This is a genomic window from Rhodococcus sp. P4_E4 (assembly GCF_056401575.1).
In genome coordinates this window covers 94,516-115,989 of the sequence record NZ_JBFUJB010000008.1, presented here as the reverse complement: position 1 = coordinate 115,989, position 21,474 = coordinate 94,516, and the positions used below count along the sequence as shown (strand labels likewise).

Annotated in this window: 18 protein-coding genes and 1 tRNA gene; 10 read left to right on the top strand and 9 right to left on the bottom strand. The window is 61.1% G+C overall.

Annotation, left to right across the window (positions count from 1 at the left end; all coding sequences use genetic code 11):
- Window positions 1–201 precede the first annotated feature (201 nt).
- From AC1DVN_RS11845 to AC1DVN_RS11820, 6 genes are all read right to left on the bottom strand, one after another.
- Window positions 202–275, bottom strand: a tRNA-Leu gene (locus AC1DVN_RS11845).
- A gap of 34 nt (window positions 276–309) precedes the next feature.
- Window positions 310–1,275 (bottom strand): Ppx/GppA phosphatase family protein, encoded by a 966-nt coding sequence (locus AC1DVN_RS11840; RefSeq protein WP_042952505.1) that lies wholly within the window; start codon window positions 1,273–1,275, stop codon window positions 310–312.
- Complete coding sequence (locus tag AC1DVN_RS11835) at window positions 1,272–1,817, bottom strand: DUF501 domain-containing protein (RefSeq protein WP_046378944.1); 546 nt, start codon at window positions 1,815–1,817, stop codon at window positions 1,272–1,274. The genes AC1DVN_RS11840 and AC1DVN_RS11835 overlap by 4 nt, the downstream gene beginning before the upstream one ends.
- A complete protein-coding gene (locus AC1DVN_RS11830) occupies window positions 1,814–2,545 on the bottom strand; it encodes an FtsB family cell division protein (RefSeq protein WP_477993812.1) in 732 nt (243 codons plus the stop codon). Before AC1DVN_RS11830 ends, AC1DVN_RS11835 begins: the two co-directional genes overlap by 4 nt.
- A gap of 20 nt (window positions 2,546–2,565) precedes the next feature.
- Complete coding sequence (eno, locus tag AC1DVN_RS11825; protein WP_019744628.1) at window positions 2,566–3,852, bottom strand: phosphopyruvate hydratase; 1,287 nt, start codon at window positions 3,850–3,852, stop codon at window positions 2,566–2,568.
- A gap of 214 nt (window positions 3,853–4,066) precedes the next feature.
- Window positions 4,067–4,879 (bottom strand): lytic transglycosylase domain-containing protein, encoded by an 813-nt coding sequence (locus AC1DVN_RS11820; protein WP_019744629.1) that lies wholly within the window; start codon window positions 4,877–4,879, stop codon window positions 4,067–4,069.
- Between the two features lie 140 nt (window positions 4,880–5,019).
- Here AC1DVN_RS11820 and efeU point away from each other — a divergent pair, with 140 nt between their 5' ends.
- From efeU to efeB, 3 genes are read left to right on the top strand one after another with little or no spacing between them, the layout of a single operon-like run.
- Window positions 5,020–5,922, top strand: a complete 903-nt coding sequence (gene efeU, locus AC1DVN_RS11815) for an iron uptake transporter permease EfeU (RefSeq protein ID WP_021345071.1) — start codon at window positions 5,020–5,022, stop codon at window positions 5,920–5,922.
- Between the two features lie 14 nt (window positions 5,923–5,936).
- The gene (gene efeO / locus AC1DVN_RS11810) at window positions 5,937–7,067 is read left to right on the top strand and encodes an iron uptake system protein EfeO (protein WP_046378946.1); all 1,131 of its coding nucleotides are present in this window, start codon (window positions 5,937–5,939) and stop codon (window positions 7,065–7,067) included.
- Window positions 7,068–8,342, top strand: coding sequence for an iron uptake transporter deferrochelatase/peroxidase subunit (efeB, locus tag AC1DVN_RS11805; protein WP_477993811.1), 1,275 nt, complete (start codon window positions 7,068–7,070; stop codon window positions 8,340–8,342).
- On the opposite strand, the gene AC1DVN_RS11800 is transcribed toward efeB, so the two are convergent.
- Entirely contained in the window at window positions 8,315–9,451 is a 1,137-nt protein-coding gene (locus AC1DVN_RS11800; protein ID WP_046378948.1) for a glycosyltransferase, read from the bottom strand. The two genes, efeB and AC1DVN_RS11800, sit on opposite strands and share 28 nt — an antisense overlap.
- 116 nt (window positions 9,452–9,567) lie before the next feature.
- On the opposite strand from AC1DVN_RS11800, the gene AC1DVN_RS11795 reads away from it, so the two are divergent.
- From AC1DVN_RS11795 to AC1DVN_RS11765, 7 genes are all read left to right on the top strand, one after another.
- Window positions 9,568–11,334, top strand: a complete 1,767-nt coding sequence (locus AC1DVN_RS11795; RefSeq protein ID WP_052740951.1) for an alpha/beta fold hydrolase — start codon at window positions 9,568–9,570, stop codon at window positions 11,332–11,334.
- Between the two features lie 11 nt (window positions 11,335–11,345).
- Complete coding sequence (locus AC1DVN_RS11790) at window positions 11,346–12,752, top strand: O-antigen ligase family protein (protein WP_020970281.1); 1,407 nt, start codon at window positions 11,346–11,348, stop codon at window positions 12,750–12,752.
- The gene (locus tag AC1DVN_RS11785) at window positions 12,680–13,702 is read left to right on the top strand and encodes a glycosyltransferase family 4 protein (protein ID WP_257209761.1); all 1,023 of its coding nucleotides are present in this window, start codon (window positions 12,680–12,682) and stop codon (window positions 13,700–13,702) included. Before AC1DVN_RS11790 ends, AC1DVN_RS11785 begins: the two co-directional genes overlap by 73 nt.
- Before the next feature lie 7 nt (window positions 13,703–13,709).
- Complete coding sequence (locus AC1DVN_RS11780; RefSeq protein WP_052740952.1) at window positions 13,710–15,299, top strand: flippase; 1,590 nt, start codon at window positions 13,710–13,712, stop codon at window positions 15,297–15,299.
- Entirely contained in the window at window positions 15,296–16,384 is a 1,089-nt protein-coding gene (locus tag AC1DVN_RS11775; RefSeq protein WP_019744638.1) for a glycosyltransferase family 4 protein, read from the top strand. The genes AC1DVN_RS11780 and AC1DVN_RS11775 overlap by 4 nt, the downstream gene beginning before the upstream one ends.
- 160 nt (window positions 16,385–16,544) lie before the next feature.
- Window positions 16,545–17,462: a glycoside hydrolase 5 family protein gene (locus tag AC1DVN_RS11770; protein ID WP_477993810.1), complete on the top strand. Its 918-nt coding sequence runs from the start codon at window positions 16,545–16,547 to the stop codon at window positions 17,460–17,462.
- Between the two features lie 220 nt (window positions 17,463–17,682).
- The gene (locus AC1DVN_RS11765; RefSeq protein WP_155404270.1) at window positions 17,683–18,780 is read left to right on the top strand and encodes a cellulase family glycosylhydrolase; all 1,098 of its coding nucleotides are present in this window, start codon (window positions 17,683–17,685) and stop codon (window positions 18,778–18,780) included.
- Between the two features lie 15 nt (window positions 18,781–18,795).
- On the opposite strand, the gene AC1DVN_RS11760 is transcribed toward AC1DVN_RS11765, so the two are convergent.
- Together AC1DVN_RS11760 and AC1DVN_RS11755 are read right to left on the bottom strand one after the other, a co-directional pair.
- Window positions 18,796–20,565 (bottom strand): YveK family protein, encoded by a 1,770-nt coding sequence (locus tag AC1DVN_RS11760; RefSeq protein ID WP_155404271.1) that lies wholly within the window; start codon window positions 20,563–20,565, stop codon window positions 18,796–18,798.
- Between the two features lie 122 nt (window positions 20,566–20,687).
- Complete coding sequence (locus AC1DVN_RS11755) at window positions 20,688–21,437, bottom strand: N-acetyltransferase (RefSeq protein ID WP_477993809.1); 750 nt, start codon at window positions 21,435–21,437, stop codon at window positions 20,688–20,690.
- Between the last annotated feature and the right edge of the window lie 37 nt (window positions 21,438–21,474).

Sequence of the window (21,474 nt, the reverse complement as noted above, 5' to 3'; positions counted from 1 at the left end):
GAGGGAGGTGTTCGCGACTCAAGACTGCGATGCTCACGCTCGACCTACACGGACATCTGTTTACGGACGATCTCGACACTCTCGCCAATGCCCTGGAGTGCAGTGACGGCTCTCAAGAAATCACTGCGGACGCTCTGCAGACGGATCCTCAGCCAGCACTTCGACGCACATTTGTCTGGTGCGCTTACCAGCCGTTTGTTGTGCCCCCAGTCGGACTCGAACCGACACTTGACGGATTTTAAGTCCGTTGCCTCTGCCAATTGGGCTATGGGGGCCTTGACGCACCCGACTGGTCGGGTGCGTCGGGAATCAGACTATCGGGTGGGTCTGAGCTATCGACATCGCGATGCCGTCGAGGATGTCGTGTTCGCTGACAACCAGTTCGGTGATCCCGGCTTTGGCTTCGAATGTCTGAGCCAGCACCGTGGTGATGATCGCTCCGCCGCCGATGACGTCCACCCGCCCCGGATGCATCGGGCCGAAGGCGGCGCGATCAACCCGAGGCATGGCGGTAAGTCGCTCGCACACCTCGAAAAGTTGCTTGAACGAAATCCTCGACAGGTGCACCTTCTCGGCGTCGTACTCCGGAAGTTCCTGAGCAATCGCGGCCAGCGTCGTCATGGTTCCAGCGACACCCACCCAGGTGTGCGCCTTCTCGACGGGCACGGCCTCGAATGCCTCGGCCAATTTCGCGGTCGCAAAAGCCGTCGCCTCGGAAACCTGCTCTGCCGTAGGCGGATCCGACGGTAGGCATCGCTCAGTGACGCGCACACAGCCGATGTCGGTGGAGTACGCAGCCTGGACGCCTGACGCGTCGCCGAGGACAACTTCGGTGGACCCGCCGCCGAGATCGACTACCACGAAGGGGCCCTCGGAGGGATCAAGTTCTCCCACAGCACCACCGAACGAGAGTCGCGCCTCTTCGTCGCCGGTGATCACCTCCGCTCCGGATCCGGGAATCACCGCACCGAGCACGTCCCGCGTCATCGTGAAGAAGTCTTCCCGATTCGCAGCGTCGCGAGTAGCCGACGTCGCGACCATTCGAACGGCGGTTGCTCCGGCATCGGCGATCATCGACGCGTACTCGACCAGCGCAACCCGAGTGCGTTCGATGGCCTCGGGCGCGAATGTCCCTGTCGCATCAACACCTTGACCCAGTCGCACGACGCGCATCTCGCGCCGGACATCCACCAGACGACCGTCGGCGCCGACGTCGGCGATCAGCAGTCGAATGGAGTTGGTACCGCAATCGACTGCGGCAACACGGCGAGTCACCGGTCGGCGGTGTCGGCGTCGTCGATGCCAGGCCAGTCCGCAGGAATTGCAGTTCCGCGGAGCTTTCCGTGGCCGGCCAAGGCAACGGACTCGTCACCGAGCGGATTGACGCCGGGACCCTTGGCAAGCGAATGCGCCATCAGCACGTGCAAGCACTTGACGCGATCCGGCATCCCGCCACCGGCAAAGTCGGTTCCGAGAGATTCGATCGCGTCCCGCTCGGCAAGGTACGACTCGTATGCCCGCCGGTAGGCCGCGGCAAGTTCCGGATCCTGGGTCAGGCGTTCAGTCATTTCACGCATGACACCGGCGGATTCCTGACGGCTCGCTTCGGCCGTCAGTCGCGGGTCGGTGAGGTAGTACAACGTCGGGAACGGTGTTCCGTCCGGAAGTTTGGGGGCAGTCTTGACGACGCCGGGCTGACCGTCCGGGCTGCGGTACGCGATCTCGAGCACTCCGCGTGGCTCACGGCCCAATTGAGCGGCAACGGCGTCGAGATCCGCTTGTGAAACCTGTGGGGAATTTTCGGACGTGTTGCTCACCCGGTGGGTACTCCTTGTTCTTCTGGCTCTATCGGCGCCAACGGCATCGGGGCCGGTGTCGTCGTCTCGGGAACCACTGTCGGTTCCGAAATCGTTTGCCACAGATCGCGATACCACGGACCTGTCAGCGGTGTTTCCTTTTCCTGCTTCTTCTCGGGTTCCTTGTAGTCGCCGGGAAGCTGAACCTGAAACGGGGTCTCGCCCGGTTTGACGTACCGAAGGCGTTCTCGTGCAAGAGCTTCGATGTACGCAGGGTCGTCGAAGCGCGCGTTCTGGCCCTGCAGCTTTCGCAGTTCTTCCTCGAGCACCTGACGTTCGGCCGCCACCTGCGCGGCATCCGAACGCTGGCTGATGTACGTACGCAGCGGCACTGCCAGTGTCAGCGCCAGCATGAGCACAACCATCGCGAGCACAACGGCCCGACTGGTGGACAAGCCGAAAATGGTGTTGTCCGACTTCGGAAGCCGAGACCAGAACTTGTTGGTTCCGCTCTTCCCCCGGGCCGACCTCGACCCACGCGCCGACGCTTTCTCGGCGGAGACCCCCGGTTGCGCGGGGTCTGTCGCAGCGGAATCAACTGCTGCCGGATCTACCGAAGATGCCGGTTCCGACGCGCGTGGGCGTCGAGCGCTGTCACGACGCGCACGCGACGGTGTGTCCCCACGACGGGAACCACGACCCCCCGGACTTCCGCCGGGGGATCGTGGCTTACCGCGCTGTGCAGACACTACTGAATCTTAGATTTCCGTCAGGCCTCGAAAGCGAAGCGCGGGAACGCAACCTCGCCGGCGTAACGTGCTGCGTCGCCGAGGTTCTCCTCGATACGCAGCAGCTGGTTGTACTTGGCAACGCGCTCGCTGCGGGCCGGAGCACCGGTCTTGATCTGACCGCTGCCGACGGCAACCGCGAGGTCGGCGATGGTGGTGTCCTCGGTCTCGCCGGAACGGTGGCTCATCATCGTCTTGTAGCCGTTGCGGTGAGCGAGATCGACGGCGTCGAGGGTCTCGGTCAGAGTGCCGATCTGGTTGACCTTCACCAGGAGTGCGTTTGCCGCACCCTTGACGATGCCTTCTTCGAGGCGCTCGGGGTTGGTGACGAAGAGGTCGTCGCCGACGAGCTGGACCTTGTTGCCGATCTGATCGGTGAGTGCGACCCAGCCGTCCCAGTCGTCTTCGTCGAGCGGATCCTCGATGGAAACGAGCGGGTAGGCGTCGATGAGCTCGGCGTAGAACGCCGCCATCTCGGCCGCGGTGCGGTTCTTGCCCTCGAACTTGTAGCCGGTGCCGTCGGTGTAGAACTCGGTGGCGGCGACGTCGAGAGCGAGCGCGACGTCGGTGCCCAGCTTGAGGCCGGTCTTGTTCACGGCGATCGTGATGAGGTCGAGTGCTTCCTTGGTGCCCGCGACGTCAGGAGCGAATCCGCCTTCGTCACCGAGACCGGTGGAGAGGCCCTTCTCCTTGAGGACCGACTTCAGGGAGTGGTAGACCTCGGCACCCCAGCGCAGCGATTCCTTGAAGCTCGGTGCGCCGATGGGAGCAACCATGAACTCCTGGACGTCGACACCGGTGTCTGCGTGCGCGCCACCGTTGAGGATGTTCATCATCGGGACAGGGAGAACGTGAGCGTTGGGGCCACCGACGTAGCGGAACAGCTCGAGGCCCGAGGACTCGGCAGCGGCGCGAGCCACGGCAAGCGAGGCACCGAGCAGAGCGTTTGCGCCCAGACGCGACTTGTCCGGGGTGCCGTCTGCGTCGAGCAGCGCCTGGTCGACCGTGCGCTGCTCGGTTGCGTCGATGCCGATGATGGCCGGAGCGATCTCGCCGAGCACAGCCTCCACGGCCTTCTCGACGCCCTTTCCGCCGTAGCGTGCGCCACCGTCGCGCAGTTCGACGGCTTCGTGCTCACCGGTGGAAGCACCGGACGGCACCGCAGCCCGGGCGAAACTTCCGTCTTCGAGCAGAACCTCGACCTCAACCGTGGGGTTGCCACGTGAATCAAGGATCTCGCGAGCTCCGACCTGCTCAATACTGGCCACTGTGTGGTTCTCCTTCGAATGGGCTTCGCATTGGGGCACGCTCTGCGTGCTTGACACTTGGGCTCCGACCCCTCCGGTCGAAAGAGGACCACGATCGCGGCTGGACCTCTGCAGTGCCAGCACCTCTGTAGTGCCAGCACACAGCCTAACCGCACGGGCCGAAGGCTTCTTTATCGACGCGCGGTCACGGGCCCGACCTGCGGATCGATCGCCGTCAGTCCGGCCGTACCCCGACTGAATACGCCGACGCACGATCACGAACGAGCGCGAGATAGTCGCCCGAGAGGTTGTACGCCATGAGCGCCTGCTGCCACCCGGCAGCGGCAGTGAGGTCTCCCCCGCGTGCACACAGGTAACGAGCGGCGGTGAGGGCAGCGTCGTCGATGTTGTCCGGGTCCACCCGGCCGTCGCCGTTGGCGTCGACTCCCCATTTGAGCCACGTCTCAGGGATGAACTGCATGGGCCCCATCGCACGGTCGTGCACTGGATCGCCGTCCATCGCCCCGCCGTCGGTGTCGGGGATCTCGGCAACTCCCGGGCCACCGTCCAGAGGGATTCCCCGAATCGTCGGGGCGACCTGGCCGAACGCATCGACCGACGAACCGTCGTAGGTCCCGTGTCGGCTCTCGACGCTGCCGATACCGGCCAATGTCGTCCACCCGATTCCGCAGCTGGGAAGCGTCTCGGCCATGACCGCAGCGGCGTACCCGTACGCCTCGAGTGCCGTGGTCCCGATCCCGATGTCGTCCGACAATCCCGCGGCCCAGTCGGCGAGTTGATCAGCACTGCGGCCGGGGGCATTGATGTCGATCGGTGGCGTCGGAGAGCCGGTACCTGGGGGTATGCCCTCCGGAATGGCTACTTTCGGTTCGTTCGATCCACACGCCACGATGCCTGCGCCCAGCAAGGCTGTTCCGGCAGCTACTGCGGCTACGACTCTCGAGAGACGCCGGGGACTTCTGCGGGCTGCGGGAGTTCGGTACACCCTTCCATCATCCACATGCGAGCGAAGTACTCCCGAATCCATTGGTAAAGAACAGCAAAAGTACAGGTCAGGGCGTGGTTCACCACCGCTTGTGGAGTATCTTCTTCTGAGTTAAGGCTGGCCTAGCCTCATACGTTCGGCAGAAGCTGTCGCACTCACTCAGTCAGGAGTCGCCCGTGCCCGTGTCGGTACTCGCTGCCGCGAGCACACCATCAGTTGCCACCCAGTTATTCGGTAGTGGCCTGATCGGTCTGCGCGAAGGCCTCGAAGCGGGCATCGTGGTGATGATTCTCGCTGCCTACCTCGTGAAAGCTCAGCGCAGGGATGCACTCAAATGGGTGTGGCTCGGCGTCGCGATCGCCGTCGCCATGGTGGCGATCATCTTTTTCGCGATCCACTACGGAACGTCGACGGTCGACGGCCTGACCGCAGAGATCATCGCGGGCGTTGCCTCCCTGGTCGCCGTCGTCATCGTCACGATCATGGTCCTGTGGATGCGCACGGCTGCGAAGAACATTTCCGGCGATCTGAAAGCGGGGATGGAGAAGGCGTTGATCGCCGGCCCCGTCGCCATCTTGTCGCTGTCGTTCTTCGCGGTCGGTCGTGAAGGCGTCGAGACAGCGTTGCTCATGGTCGGATACGCCGAGAACACCGCAGGCAGCTCCTGGCCGTTGGTCGGACTGCTCCTCGGAATTCTCCTGGCCGCCGTCTTGACCGTCGCCATGTACTTCGGCGCCCTCCGTCTCAACCTGACGACCTTCTTCCGGTACACGGCGATCTTCCTCATCGTCGTAGCCGCCGGAATCCTCTCGTACGGTGTTCGCGCTCTACAGACCGGAAATGTGCTTCCGGGCGGTTCGAATCTCGCGTTCAACCTGACGCCCGGCTACGACCCGTCGACCTGGTACGGCACCGTCCTCGCCGGAATCTTCAACTTCCGCCCGGATCCGACGGTCCTGCAAGCCGTCGCGTGGGTCGTCTACCTCGTAGTCGTCCTAGCACTCTTCCTGCGTCCCCTTCCGTCGAAGCCAACCGAGCCGACGGCCCCGCCTGCGCACGACACACACGTTCCCGAAAAATCCTGAGAGGCATTGCCGACATGCGTAAATCCACCCTCGTACTGGCCACGGCTGCGGTACTTCCCTTCTCCCTCGCCGCGTGCACCGAGAAGACGACGGCGAGCGACGGCGACATCGTCGTCACGGCCACCGACGATTCGTGTGACGTCAGTGCCACCACCGGGACCACTGGCAGTTCGACGTTCCAGGTGACGAACAACGGCTCGAAGGTCACCGAGTTCTACGTCTTCGCCGAGGGTGATCGAGCGATGGGCGAAGTCGAGAACATCGGCCCCGGCCTTACCCGGCAGCTGATCGTCTCCCTCCCCGAGGCTGCGACCTATCAACTCGCGTGCAAGCCGGGCATGGTCGGAACCGGCATCCGCCAGGACTTCGTCGTCACGGGCGATTCGCAGGCGGCCACCGACGAGAGCGGACAACTCGCCGAAGCTGCCGACGGCTACCGGCGGTACATTCGCAGCCAGATCGTCGCATTGCAGGACACCGCAGCTCAGTTCGTCGCCGCCGTCCAGTCCGGCAACGTCGACCAGGCGAAGGCACTGTTCCCGATCGCACGTACCTACTACGAGCGCATCGAGCCCGAAGCCGAGAGCTTCGGCGAACTCGATCCCAAGCTTGACCTGCGCGAAGCGGACCTGGAGCCCGGTCAGGTCTGGACGGGATTCCACCGCCTCGAGAAGGATTTGTGGGTCACCGGATTTCAGCCGGATACCAACGCAGTCGCCGATCAACTGCTCGAAGACATTCAGTATCTTGCCGATCAGGTGAACGCCGAGGACTACACGATCGACCCAACCAAGATCGCCGGCGACGCCCAAGGACTGCTCGACGAGATCTCGACTTCCAAGATCACCGGAGAGGAAGACATCTTCTCGCACACCGACCTGTGGGACTTCCAGGCCAACGTCGACGGCTCACAGGCGGCGATCGCGGCACTGAACCCGATTCTGCAGGAACGTAATCCCGAGCTCGCCCAGCGCATCGCGGACCGATTCGCCGACCTCGACGCCGCTCTGGCGCAGTTCCGCGTCGGCGACGGATTCGTGTACTACGACACCGTCACCGAAGCGCAGCGTCAAGAACTCTCGCGTAAAATCGATGCTCTGTCCGCCGAGGTCAGCCAGGTCCAGGAAGTAGTCGCGGGACAGTAGATGACTGATTCACCAGAAGGCACACCCGCTGCGGAAAACGCAGCACCGCATGCGGTCTCACGGCGCCGACTGTTCGGCGCCGTGGGGGCCGGCGCCGTCCTGGCCGGTGCCGTCATCGGGCGGGTGACCGCCGACGAGAATTCCGGCACCGATCACGCAGACGTGGTGGCATTCCGCGGCGAGCATCAGGCAGGCATCACGACGCCGGCCCAGGATCGCATGCACTTCGTCGCTTTCGATGTGACGACGAAGTCGCGCGACGAACTGATCACGCTGCTGCAGACGTGGACGGCGATGGCCGAACGAATGACAGCGGGTCAGGAAGCAACCGAGGACGGAGCGACCGGCGACGGTCCGTACGCGCCACCGAGCGATACCGGTGAGGCACTCGATCTCGCGCCGTCGCAACTCACCCTGACCATCGGATTCGGACCGTCACTTTTCGACGACCGTTTCGGGCTCGCAGACAAGAAACCTGCTGCCCTGCTCGATCTCCCCCACTTCCGCGCGGACAACCTCGATCCGAATCGCAGCGGGGGCGACATCGCCATCCAAGCGTGCGCCAACGATCCCCAGGTTGCCGTCCATGCGATCCGCAACCTCGCGCGAGTCGCTTTCGGGACCGCGTCGGTCAAGTGGTCACAACTCGGGTTCGGGCGAACGTCCTCGACCTCGACGACGCAGGCGACACCACGAAATCTGTTCGGGTTCAAGGACGGAACAGCCAACATCAAGGCGGAAGATCCAAACGCACTCGCCCAGCACGTCTGGGTTGATCCCACTGACGATCAGGCCTGGATGGCAGGCGGATCATTCCTCGTCGCCAGACGAATCCGCATGCTGATCGAGCAGTGGGATCGCGCAGTACTCAAGGAACAGGAAGCTGTCATCGGCCGCTCCAAACGCAGCGGAGCGCCACTCGGCGCCAAAGACGAGTTCGACGAACTTGATCTCGATTCCAAAATGGGCCACGACTTCGTCATCCCGGAGGATTCACACGTGCGCCTGGCCTCTGCCGAGGAACTCGGTGGGATTCAGATCTTGCGCCGCGGATACAACTTCACCGACGGCTCCGACGGCTTCGGCCACCTGGACGCGGGACTGTTCTTCGTTGCGTACTGCCGGAATCCGGTCGAGCAATTTGTTCCGATGCAGCAAAACCTTTCACGACACGATGCGCTGAACGAATACATCCAACACGTCGGTTCTGCCGTCTTCGCGTGCCCCGGCGGTCTCGCCGACGGACACTACTGGGGCGAAACACTGTTCGCGTAGCCGAACACCGGAACACCGGTCCAGGTTGCGATCTCGGAGCGAAATCTGCGCACGGAGTACTTCTCGTACGAGCGGGCACCATTCACGTCCACCGCGGCGACATCTCGGATGCACTCGGCCACCGATTCCCAACTGTCGTCGTGGAAATGGAGTCCGTCGACACCAGGTGTCACGGTTTCCGAAGCTCCACCAGTGCTGTTCGTAATCACGCGCGCACCCGCAGCCATCGCCTCCACCGGCATGATTCCGAAGTCTTCGATCGCCGGAAAGACGTATGCGAGCGCCTGCTGATACAGCGCAAAAAGCAACGCATCCGAGGGGCGACGAACAATTCGAACGGGAACCGACGCAGAGTCAGCCATCGCGCGGAGCCGATCCTCTTCCGGGCCCGACCCTGCGATGACAGCAGCCGTCCCGGCCCGCTCGGCTGCCCGGATCACCCAGTCCAAACGCTTGTACGGAATGAACCTCGAGGCACCGAGAACGAATGGTGAGGGCAAACTGGATAGTAGCTGAAGTTCGTTTTCGCTCAATCGGGACCGCCAATCCTCGACGGCGGAGATCCGGTCGACGTCCACCGGGGGGTGGATGACCCGTGACTGCACGCCCCAGGCGCGCTCAACCCGTCGACTGACGAACTCACTGTTCGCTGCGAACGAGGCCCCCTCCGACGCTCTCTTGCGGTCGATTTTGCGCAGAATGGGTGATCCCAGCCTCGCGAGTGGCGAGTTTCCACGCTCGTCCAGTTCGGGGTTCCACACGTACCTGGCGGGGGTGTGCACATAGACGAATTTCCGGAATCGCGCAGACTGCTCCCTGAATGTTGCGTGATGGGCAAACACGTGGGAGCTGATCAGCGCGAAGTCGTAGCCGCGGTTCTCCAACCCTCGCCAGGTGAACGGCATGACAGGCAATGAGAGCGCTTTGCTACGACGCAATGGCGTTGCAGCGAGCGCACTTTCGTTGACATCGGTTGTCGAGTAACGCCCGGGAGCATCGTTCCACAGACAATACAGGTCAGCGTCCGGATAGCAGTTGACGAACTCGTCCAGCACCTTCTCTGCGCCGCCCGAACGCTCTATCCATTCATGGACGAGTACACCTGACATTTTCGGACTCCTATGCGCTTTTTTGGCGCTCCACAAACCTAGAGATTGCCGGATCGGCACCAAACAGACTACTGGTATGTTTACTAGCAACATACAGGCAACCGATCTTGACCGGAGTGATCACCATCGAGACTCAACTGGCCACGTGGTTCGGGTCGGCAGACAGGCCGTTGCTCGGATTCGTTCACGTGCCCTCTTCAGGAACTGTCCGAGAAGCCGTGGTCATGTGTCCCCCGCTGGGCAAGGAGCACATCGACACCTATCGCGGCATGCGACTTCTCGGCGAAAAACTCGCGGCACAGGGTATGGCAGCTTTTCGTTTCGAGTACGCGGGAGTCGGCGACTCGGCCGGCGCCGAAGACGATCCAGACGCTCTCACCCTCTGGCTGAAGAGCATCGTCAGCGCTGTGGACTATGTCCGACGAGCGGGCGCGGAATCCGTCAGTATCGTCGGACTGAGAGTTGGGGCCCTCCTGGCAGCGTCGGCATTGCAGGAGTGCGGAGCCGTCAACTCGATAGTCCTGTGGGACCCAATTCTGACCGGCCGCAACTACCTCAGGGAACAACGTGCGTTCTATGCGATCAGCGTCGGAGAGGACGATCCCGCCGACTCACGTGTGTCGATCATGGGTGGCGTGCTGGCACCCGAATGCGCCGACCAACTGTCACGTCTCCGCATCACCGGACCATTTCTCGGACGTCCACGCACCCTTCTGGCCGTGAAGTCTTCGGTACTGGACAGCAGGGCTGTCGCCGGGCTCGCAGCAACTCTTGATCCCGAGATGATGATCTTGGAGAACCACGACGCGTTCACGTCGCCTCCCAGTTTCTACGTCGACATCCCCTACACACACATCAGCGAAATCGCACAGTGGTTGGATCGCCACGCGCCCACGAGTTCCTCCGCGTTCACTCCCGCGATCACCACCACAGCTCGCGTCGCGGTCACCGAAGTCGGCGAGGAGGTGTTCGAGACGTTGGAACGATTCGGTGCTCAGGAGCTCTTCGCGATCCGCACGCATCCCGCAACTTCTCCCGAATCCGAGGCAGGCAACATATCGACCACCGATGCGCCTCCCGAGCGCGGACTACTGTTCTTCACTACGGCAATCGAGCATCGAGTCGGGCCTGGCCGCTCGTGGGTGACCATCGCTCGTGAGGCCGCGGCTCTCTCGGTCACGAGTCTCCGATTCGACCGACGAGGGGTCGGCGACTCGGGTCCGATCGACGCCGACAATCCGACGTCGGTCTATTCACACGCGGCAGACGAGGACGCACGCACTGCCGTTGCCGCACTCGGCGCAGATCCGAGAAACCTCGTGATGACCGGATTGTGTTCGGGGGCATGGACCTCAGCGTCCATGGCGCTCCAGATGGGTGCGAGATCGACAATACTCGTGAACATGATCTTGTGGTCGGTGAGGCGCAAGAAGTCCCTGATGGATGCTGTCTTGCCGGAGGCTCCTCGAATCGATCCAGGTGCCGAAACCACGAAACTTCCCCTCCGCGGACGGGTGAAAGGCGTACTGCAGTCCCGTCTCCCCTATCCAGCGTGGAAGCTTCTGGGAATCAGGGGAATCACGCAGGTTCCTGAGGTAATGCTGGAGGCACTCTGCAAGCGTGGGGTGGATACCACCGTCATCCTCTCCCCCGCGGACGCCGCATGGTTCAATCAGCAACGCGGACCCGAAGGCGTTGCCCGGATGACTCACCGAGGACAAACGTTCGACGCGATCATGCCACCGGTCGGCGATCACCCGTCCTACCATCGTGACCTCCGAAATATCGTGCAAACAAAGGCGATTTCTTCGATAGCGAAAGCATTCGGAATTACGACGGTCCCTCGGGCCGACACGGCGAATGCGAACCGGTTCATCGCGTGAACACATCATTCATGATTGTTGCTGCAATCTTCGCAGTACCCATCGTCGTTGCGATCTACCAGCGACCACAACGCGGCTTGCTGCTTGTTGCACTGTTCGCTCCGCTCCACGGTCTGTTGGCGATCATTCCCGGCGGGACATCGATGGCCGGTTGGAAGGAGGGGTTGCTCCTGCTCACGTTGGGATGCACCTTCGTCAGCCCCAATCGCCTTCGGGTAGTGCGCCCCTCGATGCCTTGGTGGCCGGCTGCCGCGGCCTGGGTAGCTTTCGGTTCCGCGTCAGCACTGCTTCTGTCCGGTATCGCCGGGGTGACATCGATAAAGATCACCTACTTCTACATCTTGATACCCGTCATTCTCTGGCGCGCACCGTTCTCGCGGGACGACCGAGATCATCTCGTGTCCGTCCTGATGGGTATGGGGATACTGACAGCAGTCATCGGACTCCTTCAGCAAGCAGTAGGGCCTGCATACCTGGTGGATCTCGGCTACAGCTACACCGAGCAGATTCGAATCACCGGCTCGATCTTGCGAAGCTTCAGCACTTTCACCGGTCCGTTTGCGTTCGGTCTCTTCGTGATGCTGAGTTTGATCGTCGGCATTTCGGTCGCTCTCGCGGATCCGAAACGGCTGCGCAACATTATCTTTCTGGCCGCAACTCCGATCATGGTCGTAGGCATGGGAGTCTCGATTGTGCGGGCCAGCTACATCGGGTTGGCTGTCGGGCTTCTCTGGATTGCCGTATACAAGTATCGGTCTATCTTGATGTTGTTCGGCGCGGCTGCCGCTGCCGTTCCCTTCGTACTTCTGTTGGCACCACCATCAATCGTCAAACCACTGTTCTCGTCGTACAGTCTCGAAGAACGCGGTAGCGGATGGTCGTCGACAATCAGCTCGCTGTTCGTGCATCCACTCGGGCAAGGTTTGGGCGCAACAGGATCCGCGGCGGCAAAGGCGGCGGAAGCAGCGCAACCGATGCTCAACACGATGACGATCAAGGCCGCGACAACACTTGGGCTGATCCCCTATCAGCCCGACAACTACTACATGAAAGTCGCAGTCGAGCTCGGACCGATCGGCTTGTGGATTTTTGTCCTGGTCCTCATATCTTCCGGAGCGTCCGCGCTGAGGGCATCGCGTGTGCTTCCCGGCTCGGACGGCGCTTTGGCTCTCGGTGTCAGCGCCTCGATCGTCGCGGCCGCGGTCGCTTCTGTCGTCTCGACATATTTCGAGATATTTCCCCTCGACCTCTACTTTTGGCTACTGATTGGAACCGTGGGATGCGCACTGACTCAACACCACTCGGAGAAAGAAGCGATATCCGATCACGAATCACCCTCGGAGCCATGGCACTCCGACCTGGTGGGGGCGGCGTCCAAACCTATGCACGCGAACTACTCCGAGAACTCTCCCCACTGATCAGCGAATCGACGAACCTCAGCGCAACAGTGCAAATCGACGCTGTCGATGAGATTCCAACCGGAGTGCGCGCCGTGACGCGCCCTGTTGCCTCCGGAGCACGCAGAGCCGCGTGGGCGATGGTGCCGGTCGCGGGCAGCGACTTGTTCCACAGCCTCGACGTCGACCTCCCGATCGGGCAAGGCGGCCTGAAGATCTCGACGTTTCACGACATGTCGGTATTCGACGTTCCGTGGGCCTTCAGTCGATATCGAGCAGCTGGCGAACGCCGACTCCTGTCCGCGGCGCTACGCAAGGCCGACGTCGTCATTGCAGTATCGGACTTCACCGCCGAAAGAATATTCGCACTGAGCGGTCGGCATGCCGTTGTCACGCCGCTGGCACCCGCATCCTGGGCCACGATCCCCACCGAAGCTGCAGTGACCGAAGTTCGGCGGCGATTGAAACTGCCGGAGCGATTCGTGCTGCAGGTCGGAACGATCGAACCTCGAAAAGATGTCGCTCTGGTCGCCGAAGCGTGCACGGAGCTGTCGATTCCTTTTCTGCTGGCGGGCTCCGGCTCGACGGGCCCCGACGCGCCCCGTTCCGCCCGAGGATTGGGTTACGTCGCGACAGAAGACCTTCCGGCACTCTATTCCGCCGCAACTACTGTCGCTTACTCCTCCCACTACGAGGGGTTCGGTCTGCCGCCACTCGAAGCCATGGCGTGCGGCGCGGCAGTGGTTGCGAGTGCGGTCGGAGCACTGACCGAATTCGCCGACAACGCCGCCGTGCTTGTCCGCAAGCACGACAAGGCTTCCTGGTTGGCCGCTCTTCGCTCAGTCGTCCTGGACGACGATGTCAACACCGCACTCCGTATATCTGCGCCACGTGTCGCGGCCCGATCGACGTGGACCCGAACAGCCGAATACACGGTTGACGCGTACCGCATTGCAGGGCTGAGCGTGTGAGTTGCTCATGACGAATCGCAATTCGACGGGCACCGAGCCCGTATCGCCGCGAGAGTTCGCCGAATTGCGCCAGGCCGCTATCGACAAGTTCGAGAAGGAACGTCGCGAGCGAGAGACGAAAATCCACGGGCCGGCCGCTCCGGATTTGACTGCGAACGATGCACGCCGAAGCACTGCGATCATGCTCGGAAGCCGGATCGCAGTGGCAGCGATGGGGTGGACCGGCTCGGTTCTGATCGCGCGTTCGATCAGCCCTGACGAATTCGGTCAGTTCTCCCTCATCTTCGGATTGCTCGGATTGTTGTCCGTCGTCACCGATCTCGGCGTCGGCCGAGTGGTGCTCGCGAAGTTGGTCGAGTGCAATCCGTGGGAAGTTTCGCTGGTCACCACCGCGTTCATATCCCTACGGGTCGCCCTTGGTCTTTTCGGATACATCGTCGCGGTGGGTTATGTCTGGATTCTCCGCTACCCCGCAGAAGTGGTCGAAGCAACGGCGGTCGCTGGTTTGGTCGTTGTCGTTGCCACTCCCAGCCATGCACTTTCCGTCATGTACCAGAGCCGCCTGCGCATGACGTATGTCGCAATCGCCGAGGGCGTCGGGCAACTCGCCCAGCTTGTCGCGACCATCGTCGCGGTTTTGTGGCAGCCGATCCTCCTCGTTCTCGTCATCCCTGCGGTCATCAACGAAGTGGTCGCGGCCGTCGTGAAAGTGCGCGGTGTCCGAAAGGGCGTCGCCGGGCCAAGGCCGTCGTCACGAGCGCAGTTTCGTAGGTGGCGGGAAATGCTGATCGAAGCAATCCCTTTGAGCATCGGCTTCGCTTTGGTCACGCTTCTGTCCAAAGTGGATGTGCTGCTCTTGGGCAAGCTCGATACTTTCGATTCGGTCGGCTTGTACACCATCGGGTACAAATTCGCGGACCTTCTGCAAATCGTCGCAATCACCGTAGTCACCCCGGTAACAACACTTCTCGTGTCATATTGGCCCGACAGCGTGGGAGTGTTCCGCGAACGAAGCCGCGAAACATTCATCGTCCTGACAGTTCTCGGGAGCGCATCGATCGCCGCGTTCTGGCCTGCTGCCACCGGAGTGCTCACCTTTCTGTACGGAGAGCGGTTCGCAATTGCAGGGACCTCGACGCGACTGTTGGTGCTTGGCGCATGCTTCTCGATGCTCACCCAGTTGGGGTTGATGATCCTGGTTGCGAGCGGCCGGCATCGAATATATCCGTGGATTGCATTGGGCGGCTTACTCTTCAATATCGTGGTCAACATCGTGTTGATTCCTCGAATGTCATTCAACGGAGCGGCAGTTGCGACCGTATCGACCGAACTGCTTCTTTTCGTTGCAATTTGGATTGTGGTGCGGCAAAGTCTGCCGGTTCACAGAATGTTTCCGATGCTCCCGCTCGGAGCGGCCGTCGCCCTCTGCGCGGTGGTCACAGTGGCAGGAACGATCTGCGTCGAAAGGTTGGGCGTGCCATGGCCAGTCGTTTCGGTTCTCGCTCCACTTGGGACAGTCGGAATCTATGCACTTGTATCGCTCGCGGGCGGGAAGTCGCCACTCGCAATGGTAAAACCCGACAGGGAAGCAAAATGACACGAACGATCATTTTCGTCAGCCACACTGGAGAGATCTCCGGCGCCGAACTGGTCATGCTCCAACTGATGCGTTTGGCACACGAGCAGGGTTTCACGGTAACGTTGGCTTGTCCGGAAGGGCCGCTGAGGGATCGCGCACGCGCGTCAGTCGACTTCGAAACGGTCACGCTACCAACCCTGTCGCTCAGAGGCGAAGGGGGTCTGGCACGCGTCCTGGCGATTCTCGAAGTTGCAAAGAATTGGCGAATTGCCGGGCGCATCATTGCGTCTCGGGCTCAGTCGGCCAGCTCGACCGTGATAGTCAACTCACTGTTCGCATTGCCGGTGATCAGGCTCGGCCGCGTACCGCAACGTGCAACGTGGCTTGTCCACGACACTCTCTCGAGCACAAAACAACGAATCGTCGTACGGATTGCAAAACCCGGGATCCGACGAGCAGTCGCCGTCTCCGGACCGACCTCGCTTCCTGTTCTTTCGCTGGGAATTCCCACCTCGGTATCACGACTTGGTGTTGTAGTTCCCCCTGAGGTAACGGAAGTTCGATCACCGGCACGCCGAGTTGTCGGAATCATCGGGTCACTGACGCCGTGGAAAGGCCACTTGGTGTTGATGGATGCCATCGCCCGCACAGTAGACGTCCAACTCGAAATCGCCGGACTTCCGTTCCCTGGCGACGAAATGTACGCACAAGTACTACGTGAACGCGCACAGCAGTCGGATCTGGCGGGTCGCGTCACATTTCTCGGATATGTCGATTCACTGGCAACTATCAAAGGATGGGACATCGCGATTTCTGCGAGCACCTCTCCCGAAGCCGGCCCACTCGTGGCACTCGAAGCAATGAGCATCGGAGTGCCAGTCGTCGGAACAGATCTCGGCGGCACCAGTGAGCTACTGGGGGACGGCGCCGGATCGCTCGTTGAGCCATCTGATTCAGTAGAACTCGCAGCCGAGATAACGAGACTGTTGGAGGACGGGAGTGCACGATCCGAATTGTCACGCATCGGCCGGCGGAAGGTAGAGGACCGATATGACATCCAGAAGAATCTTCCGGCTCTGCTGAAGGAGCTCATCGATGGCTAAGGCACGTCGAGTCGCCGCAGTCGCAGTGGTCTTGTTGATTGTCGGATTGGTAGTCCATTCTTCGATTACCGCAACCGGCGAACCTTGCGCAGTTCAACCTTCGTCAGACAATACTGGCATCGCACTTGGTTCCGGCTATACCGCAAGGAGTGACGCCGAAATGGATCGAACGGTGGAAGCTATTCGATCATCGGGTTCGCACTGGGTCAGATTCGACATCGACTGGTCCGCCATCGAAAGTACCGAGGGCGCCTTCGACTGGTCCGGAACCGATCGCCTCGTGGACATCGCAAAATCTTCCGGACTCGAGATTCTGGGTCTCATCACCTACACGCCTGCCTGGGCAAGAGATCCGGCAGCGACGAGTCCTGACACGCATACCCGTCCGGCCGACCCGGACGAGTTCGGTAGGTTCGCGGCGCTTGCCGCTGCCCGCTACTCGAATTCCATTTCGTCATGGGAGATCTGGAACGAGCCCAATCTCCAAACATTCTTCAATCCGACGCCGGATCCTGAGTATTACTCGAAGCTGCTCGCCGCATCGAGCGTAGCAATCGAGGCAGTGCAACCGGGCGCAACAATTGTCTCCGGTGGCTTGTCCCCCGCAACTGACAACGGCGCTGACATAAGCCCCACGACGTTCCTCGCGAACATCTACGAATATGGAGCTGGACAACACTTCGACGTTGTCGGAATGCATCCGTACACCTACCCGGCACTGCCCTCGGACCCGTTGACTCGAAACTGGAACTCTTTCTATCGAATGCGGCTGATGCACGACACAATGGTTGCAAACGGCGACTCGACCAAATCTATTTGGGCGACCGAATTCGGGGCACCAACAGGAACTGGTCTCGACGCTGTGACCGAGTCGATGCAAGCCGAGATACTGCGTGACGGATTCAACGAAGCACGTAGCCTCGGGTTCGTTCAGAAGGTCTTCGTTTACAGTCTCCAGGACCGCGGCTCCGATCCCGGTGATCGCGAACAAAACTTTGGCCTTCTGAATCTCGACTTCGAACCGAAGCCCGCTATGGCCGTGTTGCAAGATGCAAACGAAACTGGAGGATGCCTCTGAACTATTGATCATTTTCGACCACAGTCACCGAGAAAATCGGACAATACCAACCGGCGCATTTCGCAGTAGCACCCAACCGGACGGAAGTACTGCAGAACCGACTTCGAGACTGGTGCCAAGTGACCCAATTCATGCAATTCTTTGATTTGTCGGATTGGTCATCTAGTTCGGCTTCCAACTTGTCTGTCCCGCACCGGTTTCGAGTCACTGTGGAAAGAAGGTGGTCGACGTGAGTCGACTTCGATTGTCCCTCGCCTGCGCCCTGTTGACTGTCGGGTCATTGAGCGCGTGTGCACCGAGTCCAGTTCCAACAACAACCCCAACCCCGAACTCGACGTGCAGTTCCGTTGGTTTAGGGATCGCCGCGGGCGCCCCACTCAACGGTCTCTCTCAGAATGATCTCGATGCAGAACTGACCGCAATGAAGAATGCCGGCGCGACCTGGCTCAGGTTCGACGTCGATTGGTCCGCCGTCGAATCAACCAAGGGCCAACAGAATTGGAGCGCAACCGACCGCGTCGTCGATCGAGCACGTCTCCAAGGATTGAGCGTCTTGGGAATCGTTACGTACACGCCGGCTTGGGCTCGCGTCGCCGGGGTCAGCGATACCCACGGGTATCCATCCGATCCGGCCGCGTTTGCCAAGTTTGCACAACAAGCAGCACAACGGTACTCGAACAGAATCAGCACTTGGGAGATTTGGAACGAACCGAACCTGACACAATTCTTCCGCCCCAAGCCGAATGTGAACACCTACACTGCACTCCTGAAAGCCGCATCTGCAAGTATCCGTGCGGTACAACCGGGTGCAAAGATTCTCAACGGCGGTTTGGCACCGGCCGTCGACAACGGATCCGACATCTCACCGGTCACATATCTCAAGGGTATGTACGCGGCAGGAGCAAAGTCTTCATTCGATGTCTTTTCGATCCATCCGTACAGTTGGCCTGCGCTACCTTCGGATTCGTCCACCCAGAATTGGAACACTTTCTACAGGATCCGACTGATGCGAGAATCGATGGTGCAGAACGGGGACAGCGGAAAGAAAGTCTGGGCAACCGAATTCGGAGCTCCGACAGGTACAGGCCCGACCGCCGTCAGCCCGCAATTACAGGCCAACATCGTCTCGGATGGATTCGCGCAAGCAAAGGTGCTCGGTTACATCGAGCGCATTTTCATCTACAGCATGCGTGATCGCGGAACCAACACTTCGGATATCGAACAGAACTTCGGTCTGGTCACGATCAACTACACTCCGAAACCCGCACTCGCGGCGGTGAAACAGGCAGTTGGAGGGTGCGGCACACCCAAGATCTAGTGAAAGCCCGGTCCTTCAGGATTCCGACTGTCCGTCTGCTGAATCCGAACGTATAAGGCTCACGCGAGTTCTTTGCCTCCTCTTTCGAATTTCCGCTATATCCTTGGAGGTCAACATAATTCGTTCGGTCGAGGCTTCGGAGTCGATGCCGTCGGCTTCCCCGGACGCCTTGACACCAGTTGCATCAGTGCTGGTCGTCTCCGCTCCGGAAGTTTCCACTACGGACGCCTCGACTCCGGCCCCCTCGACATCAACAGTCTGCACGACCTGCGGCTCTTCGAGCTCGACCCCTGCGCTCGACTTGGGCGTAGCCGTGCCCTTCGGCAGGTTCTTCTTCGCAATACTGACCGTTTTCGCATCCACCAGGCTGGCGCGATCCCTCCTCGAAACCAGGTCGGAAGTATCCATTCCGTAGGGCACGGCAACGGAAGGCTCGTTCAGCCGCGGCGCACCGGACTTCACCCAGGCGCTGTCGGACGGGGTCTGTGAGTTCGTGGCCGAGTTGGTCGGCTCGGCCGCCAGTTTCACTGAACTTGCGGGCCTGCGTCTGCGACGCAGCACCGCGAGGGTAAGTACGTCGAGGAGAGGCTCGGGAGCAGACGGACCCACGAGTACCAGTGTTCGCGCAACATCGACTTCGGCTAAGGCTCTGAGGCATTCGACGATCTCCCGTTGGTTGGATTGCTGTGCGGAGACAACAATCAGGGCAAACCCGGTTCCATTGGAGTCAAATCGGCTCCACCAGTCCGACTTCAGCGAATATCGGGAGACCCCGGATCGCACGTGCGCAGGAACATCCCATGATGTCGAGGGGACGCCGTCACCCGAAAGCACCAGGACATGATCACCGAGACTTGCACGCTGGCATATCGTCAGCGCGAGGTTCGGTGGAAACTCAGCGGCTTCGGAGTGCTGCAGGAGTAGTGAGGCTCCGTATTTCCGGGCCGTTCGACGTGCCCACGCGTCGGTCACTCGCGAACTGAATCGACCCCGGCAGGCAGAGAGGATTTCGGCAGCGAGAATGAGGACCACCAAGAACGCAACCGCCGACTCGACGAGCGGCTTCGGTGCAACCGGCAGACCCGTGCCCGCGGGGGCGGAAAGCAACTGCAGTCGGTCGGAACCGGATACGGTCGATCTCAACTGGCGCAACTGCTCCAGCCTCGCGTCGAGATCCGCCTTGATAGTCGGATCGTCGGCGGGCGTCTCGTATTCGTCCAAGCTTTCTCGCCGCGCTGCGTCCAAGTCCCCGTTCAATCGAGCGATGTCGTCGGTGAGAACTCGGGTACGACGATCCAGCGTGTCTGCATTGCGTCGCGCCTGCGCGTCGCTCAAGGTGGCGACGACTATTCGTGCCAGCGCGTCCGCGTCAGCCTGACTGAAGGCAGTCGCCTTGACGAATACCAATGCCGGAGAAGTACCCGGCGTCACCGAGATGTGGCTCGAGACATCCGCTGTCGTCCACCCGTTATTCAACTGGTCGTGGATGGCGGCAACCACATCGCTATCGGTGGCCAGTGCGACATAGGGGGCAACCAACTGGCCGAGGTTCGCGTCCGTCACGACGATCTGCGAGGCAGACTGAACCTCCGCGACGATGTCGGATTGATACACCGGTGTCGCGCTTCCCCGCACAGCGTAGACAATCCCACCGACGAGCAATGCGATGACAAGAGCGGGGAAGAACACTCTTGCAAGGTTTCGTGCATGCCTCACCAGGTCGAAAGTGGGCGGAACGCCGAGTTCGCGACGTATCGCCGCATCCCTGGTACTCGAATCTGCCATCTTGAGTACCCCCGATTGGATCGCGCGTTGAAGCGTAGCTGAAAGAAACCAAAAGTTTGCCGAACGCACACAAACATACCTGACGGCTGATGTCAGCTACCAAGTAGCCATCGCGGTCGCGATCACATCTGCCAGTACTCGACGATTTCGGCTCCGCTCGCGTCGTACAGAGCATTGCCGGCAGCGCTGGCGAGACCACACACGGCGCCGTCGCCGACAGCCTCGAATGCGGCTGCCGACACTTGCCGAAGGACCCGCAACCCATGTCCGCGCCGCTGTCCTTGCGCCCTGGTTCCGGCCGCCCACACAGTGCTGATGGGCTTACCGAACGACAGCATCGCTGCGGTCTGCAGCGTGTCGAGTTCGAACAGGCCGACGACTGAACGCTCACGTGGTCGGTCGGGGGCCGCCTCCTGATACACCAGAGTCGCAGATTCGCGATCGATACCGAAAACATCCTCCGCAAGTTGCCGTGCTGAACGCAGGTCGCCACCTTCCAGGATCCGCACCGCGGCATCCGGCGCTGACGGAGAATTCGGTAGCGCGCGCAGCGAACTCGAACCTACGCACACCCACCCTGCATCCGCGAGGACGGTCGCGGCATCCAGACCCGCCCCGGCGAGCATGACAACGGTGCGCAGTCGCTCTGCGAGCACTCGTTCCACAACGGCGACCGTGTTTTTCCGCACATCACCCCCATGGACCAATGCAAGGTTGTAGCTGGGATCGGGTGCACCCGTGAGAGCGATCCACCAACCGTCGTCGGCGAGATACACACCGGTCTCAGGTACGAGTCCAGACATGTTCTGCCCATAGGCATCCCGTAAGGCGGTCAACCCCGCCACCGTCCGAAGTAGTTGCCATCCGATCATCGTCGTCTCCTGGGTCCAGGTATTGTGGGGCCATCAA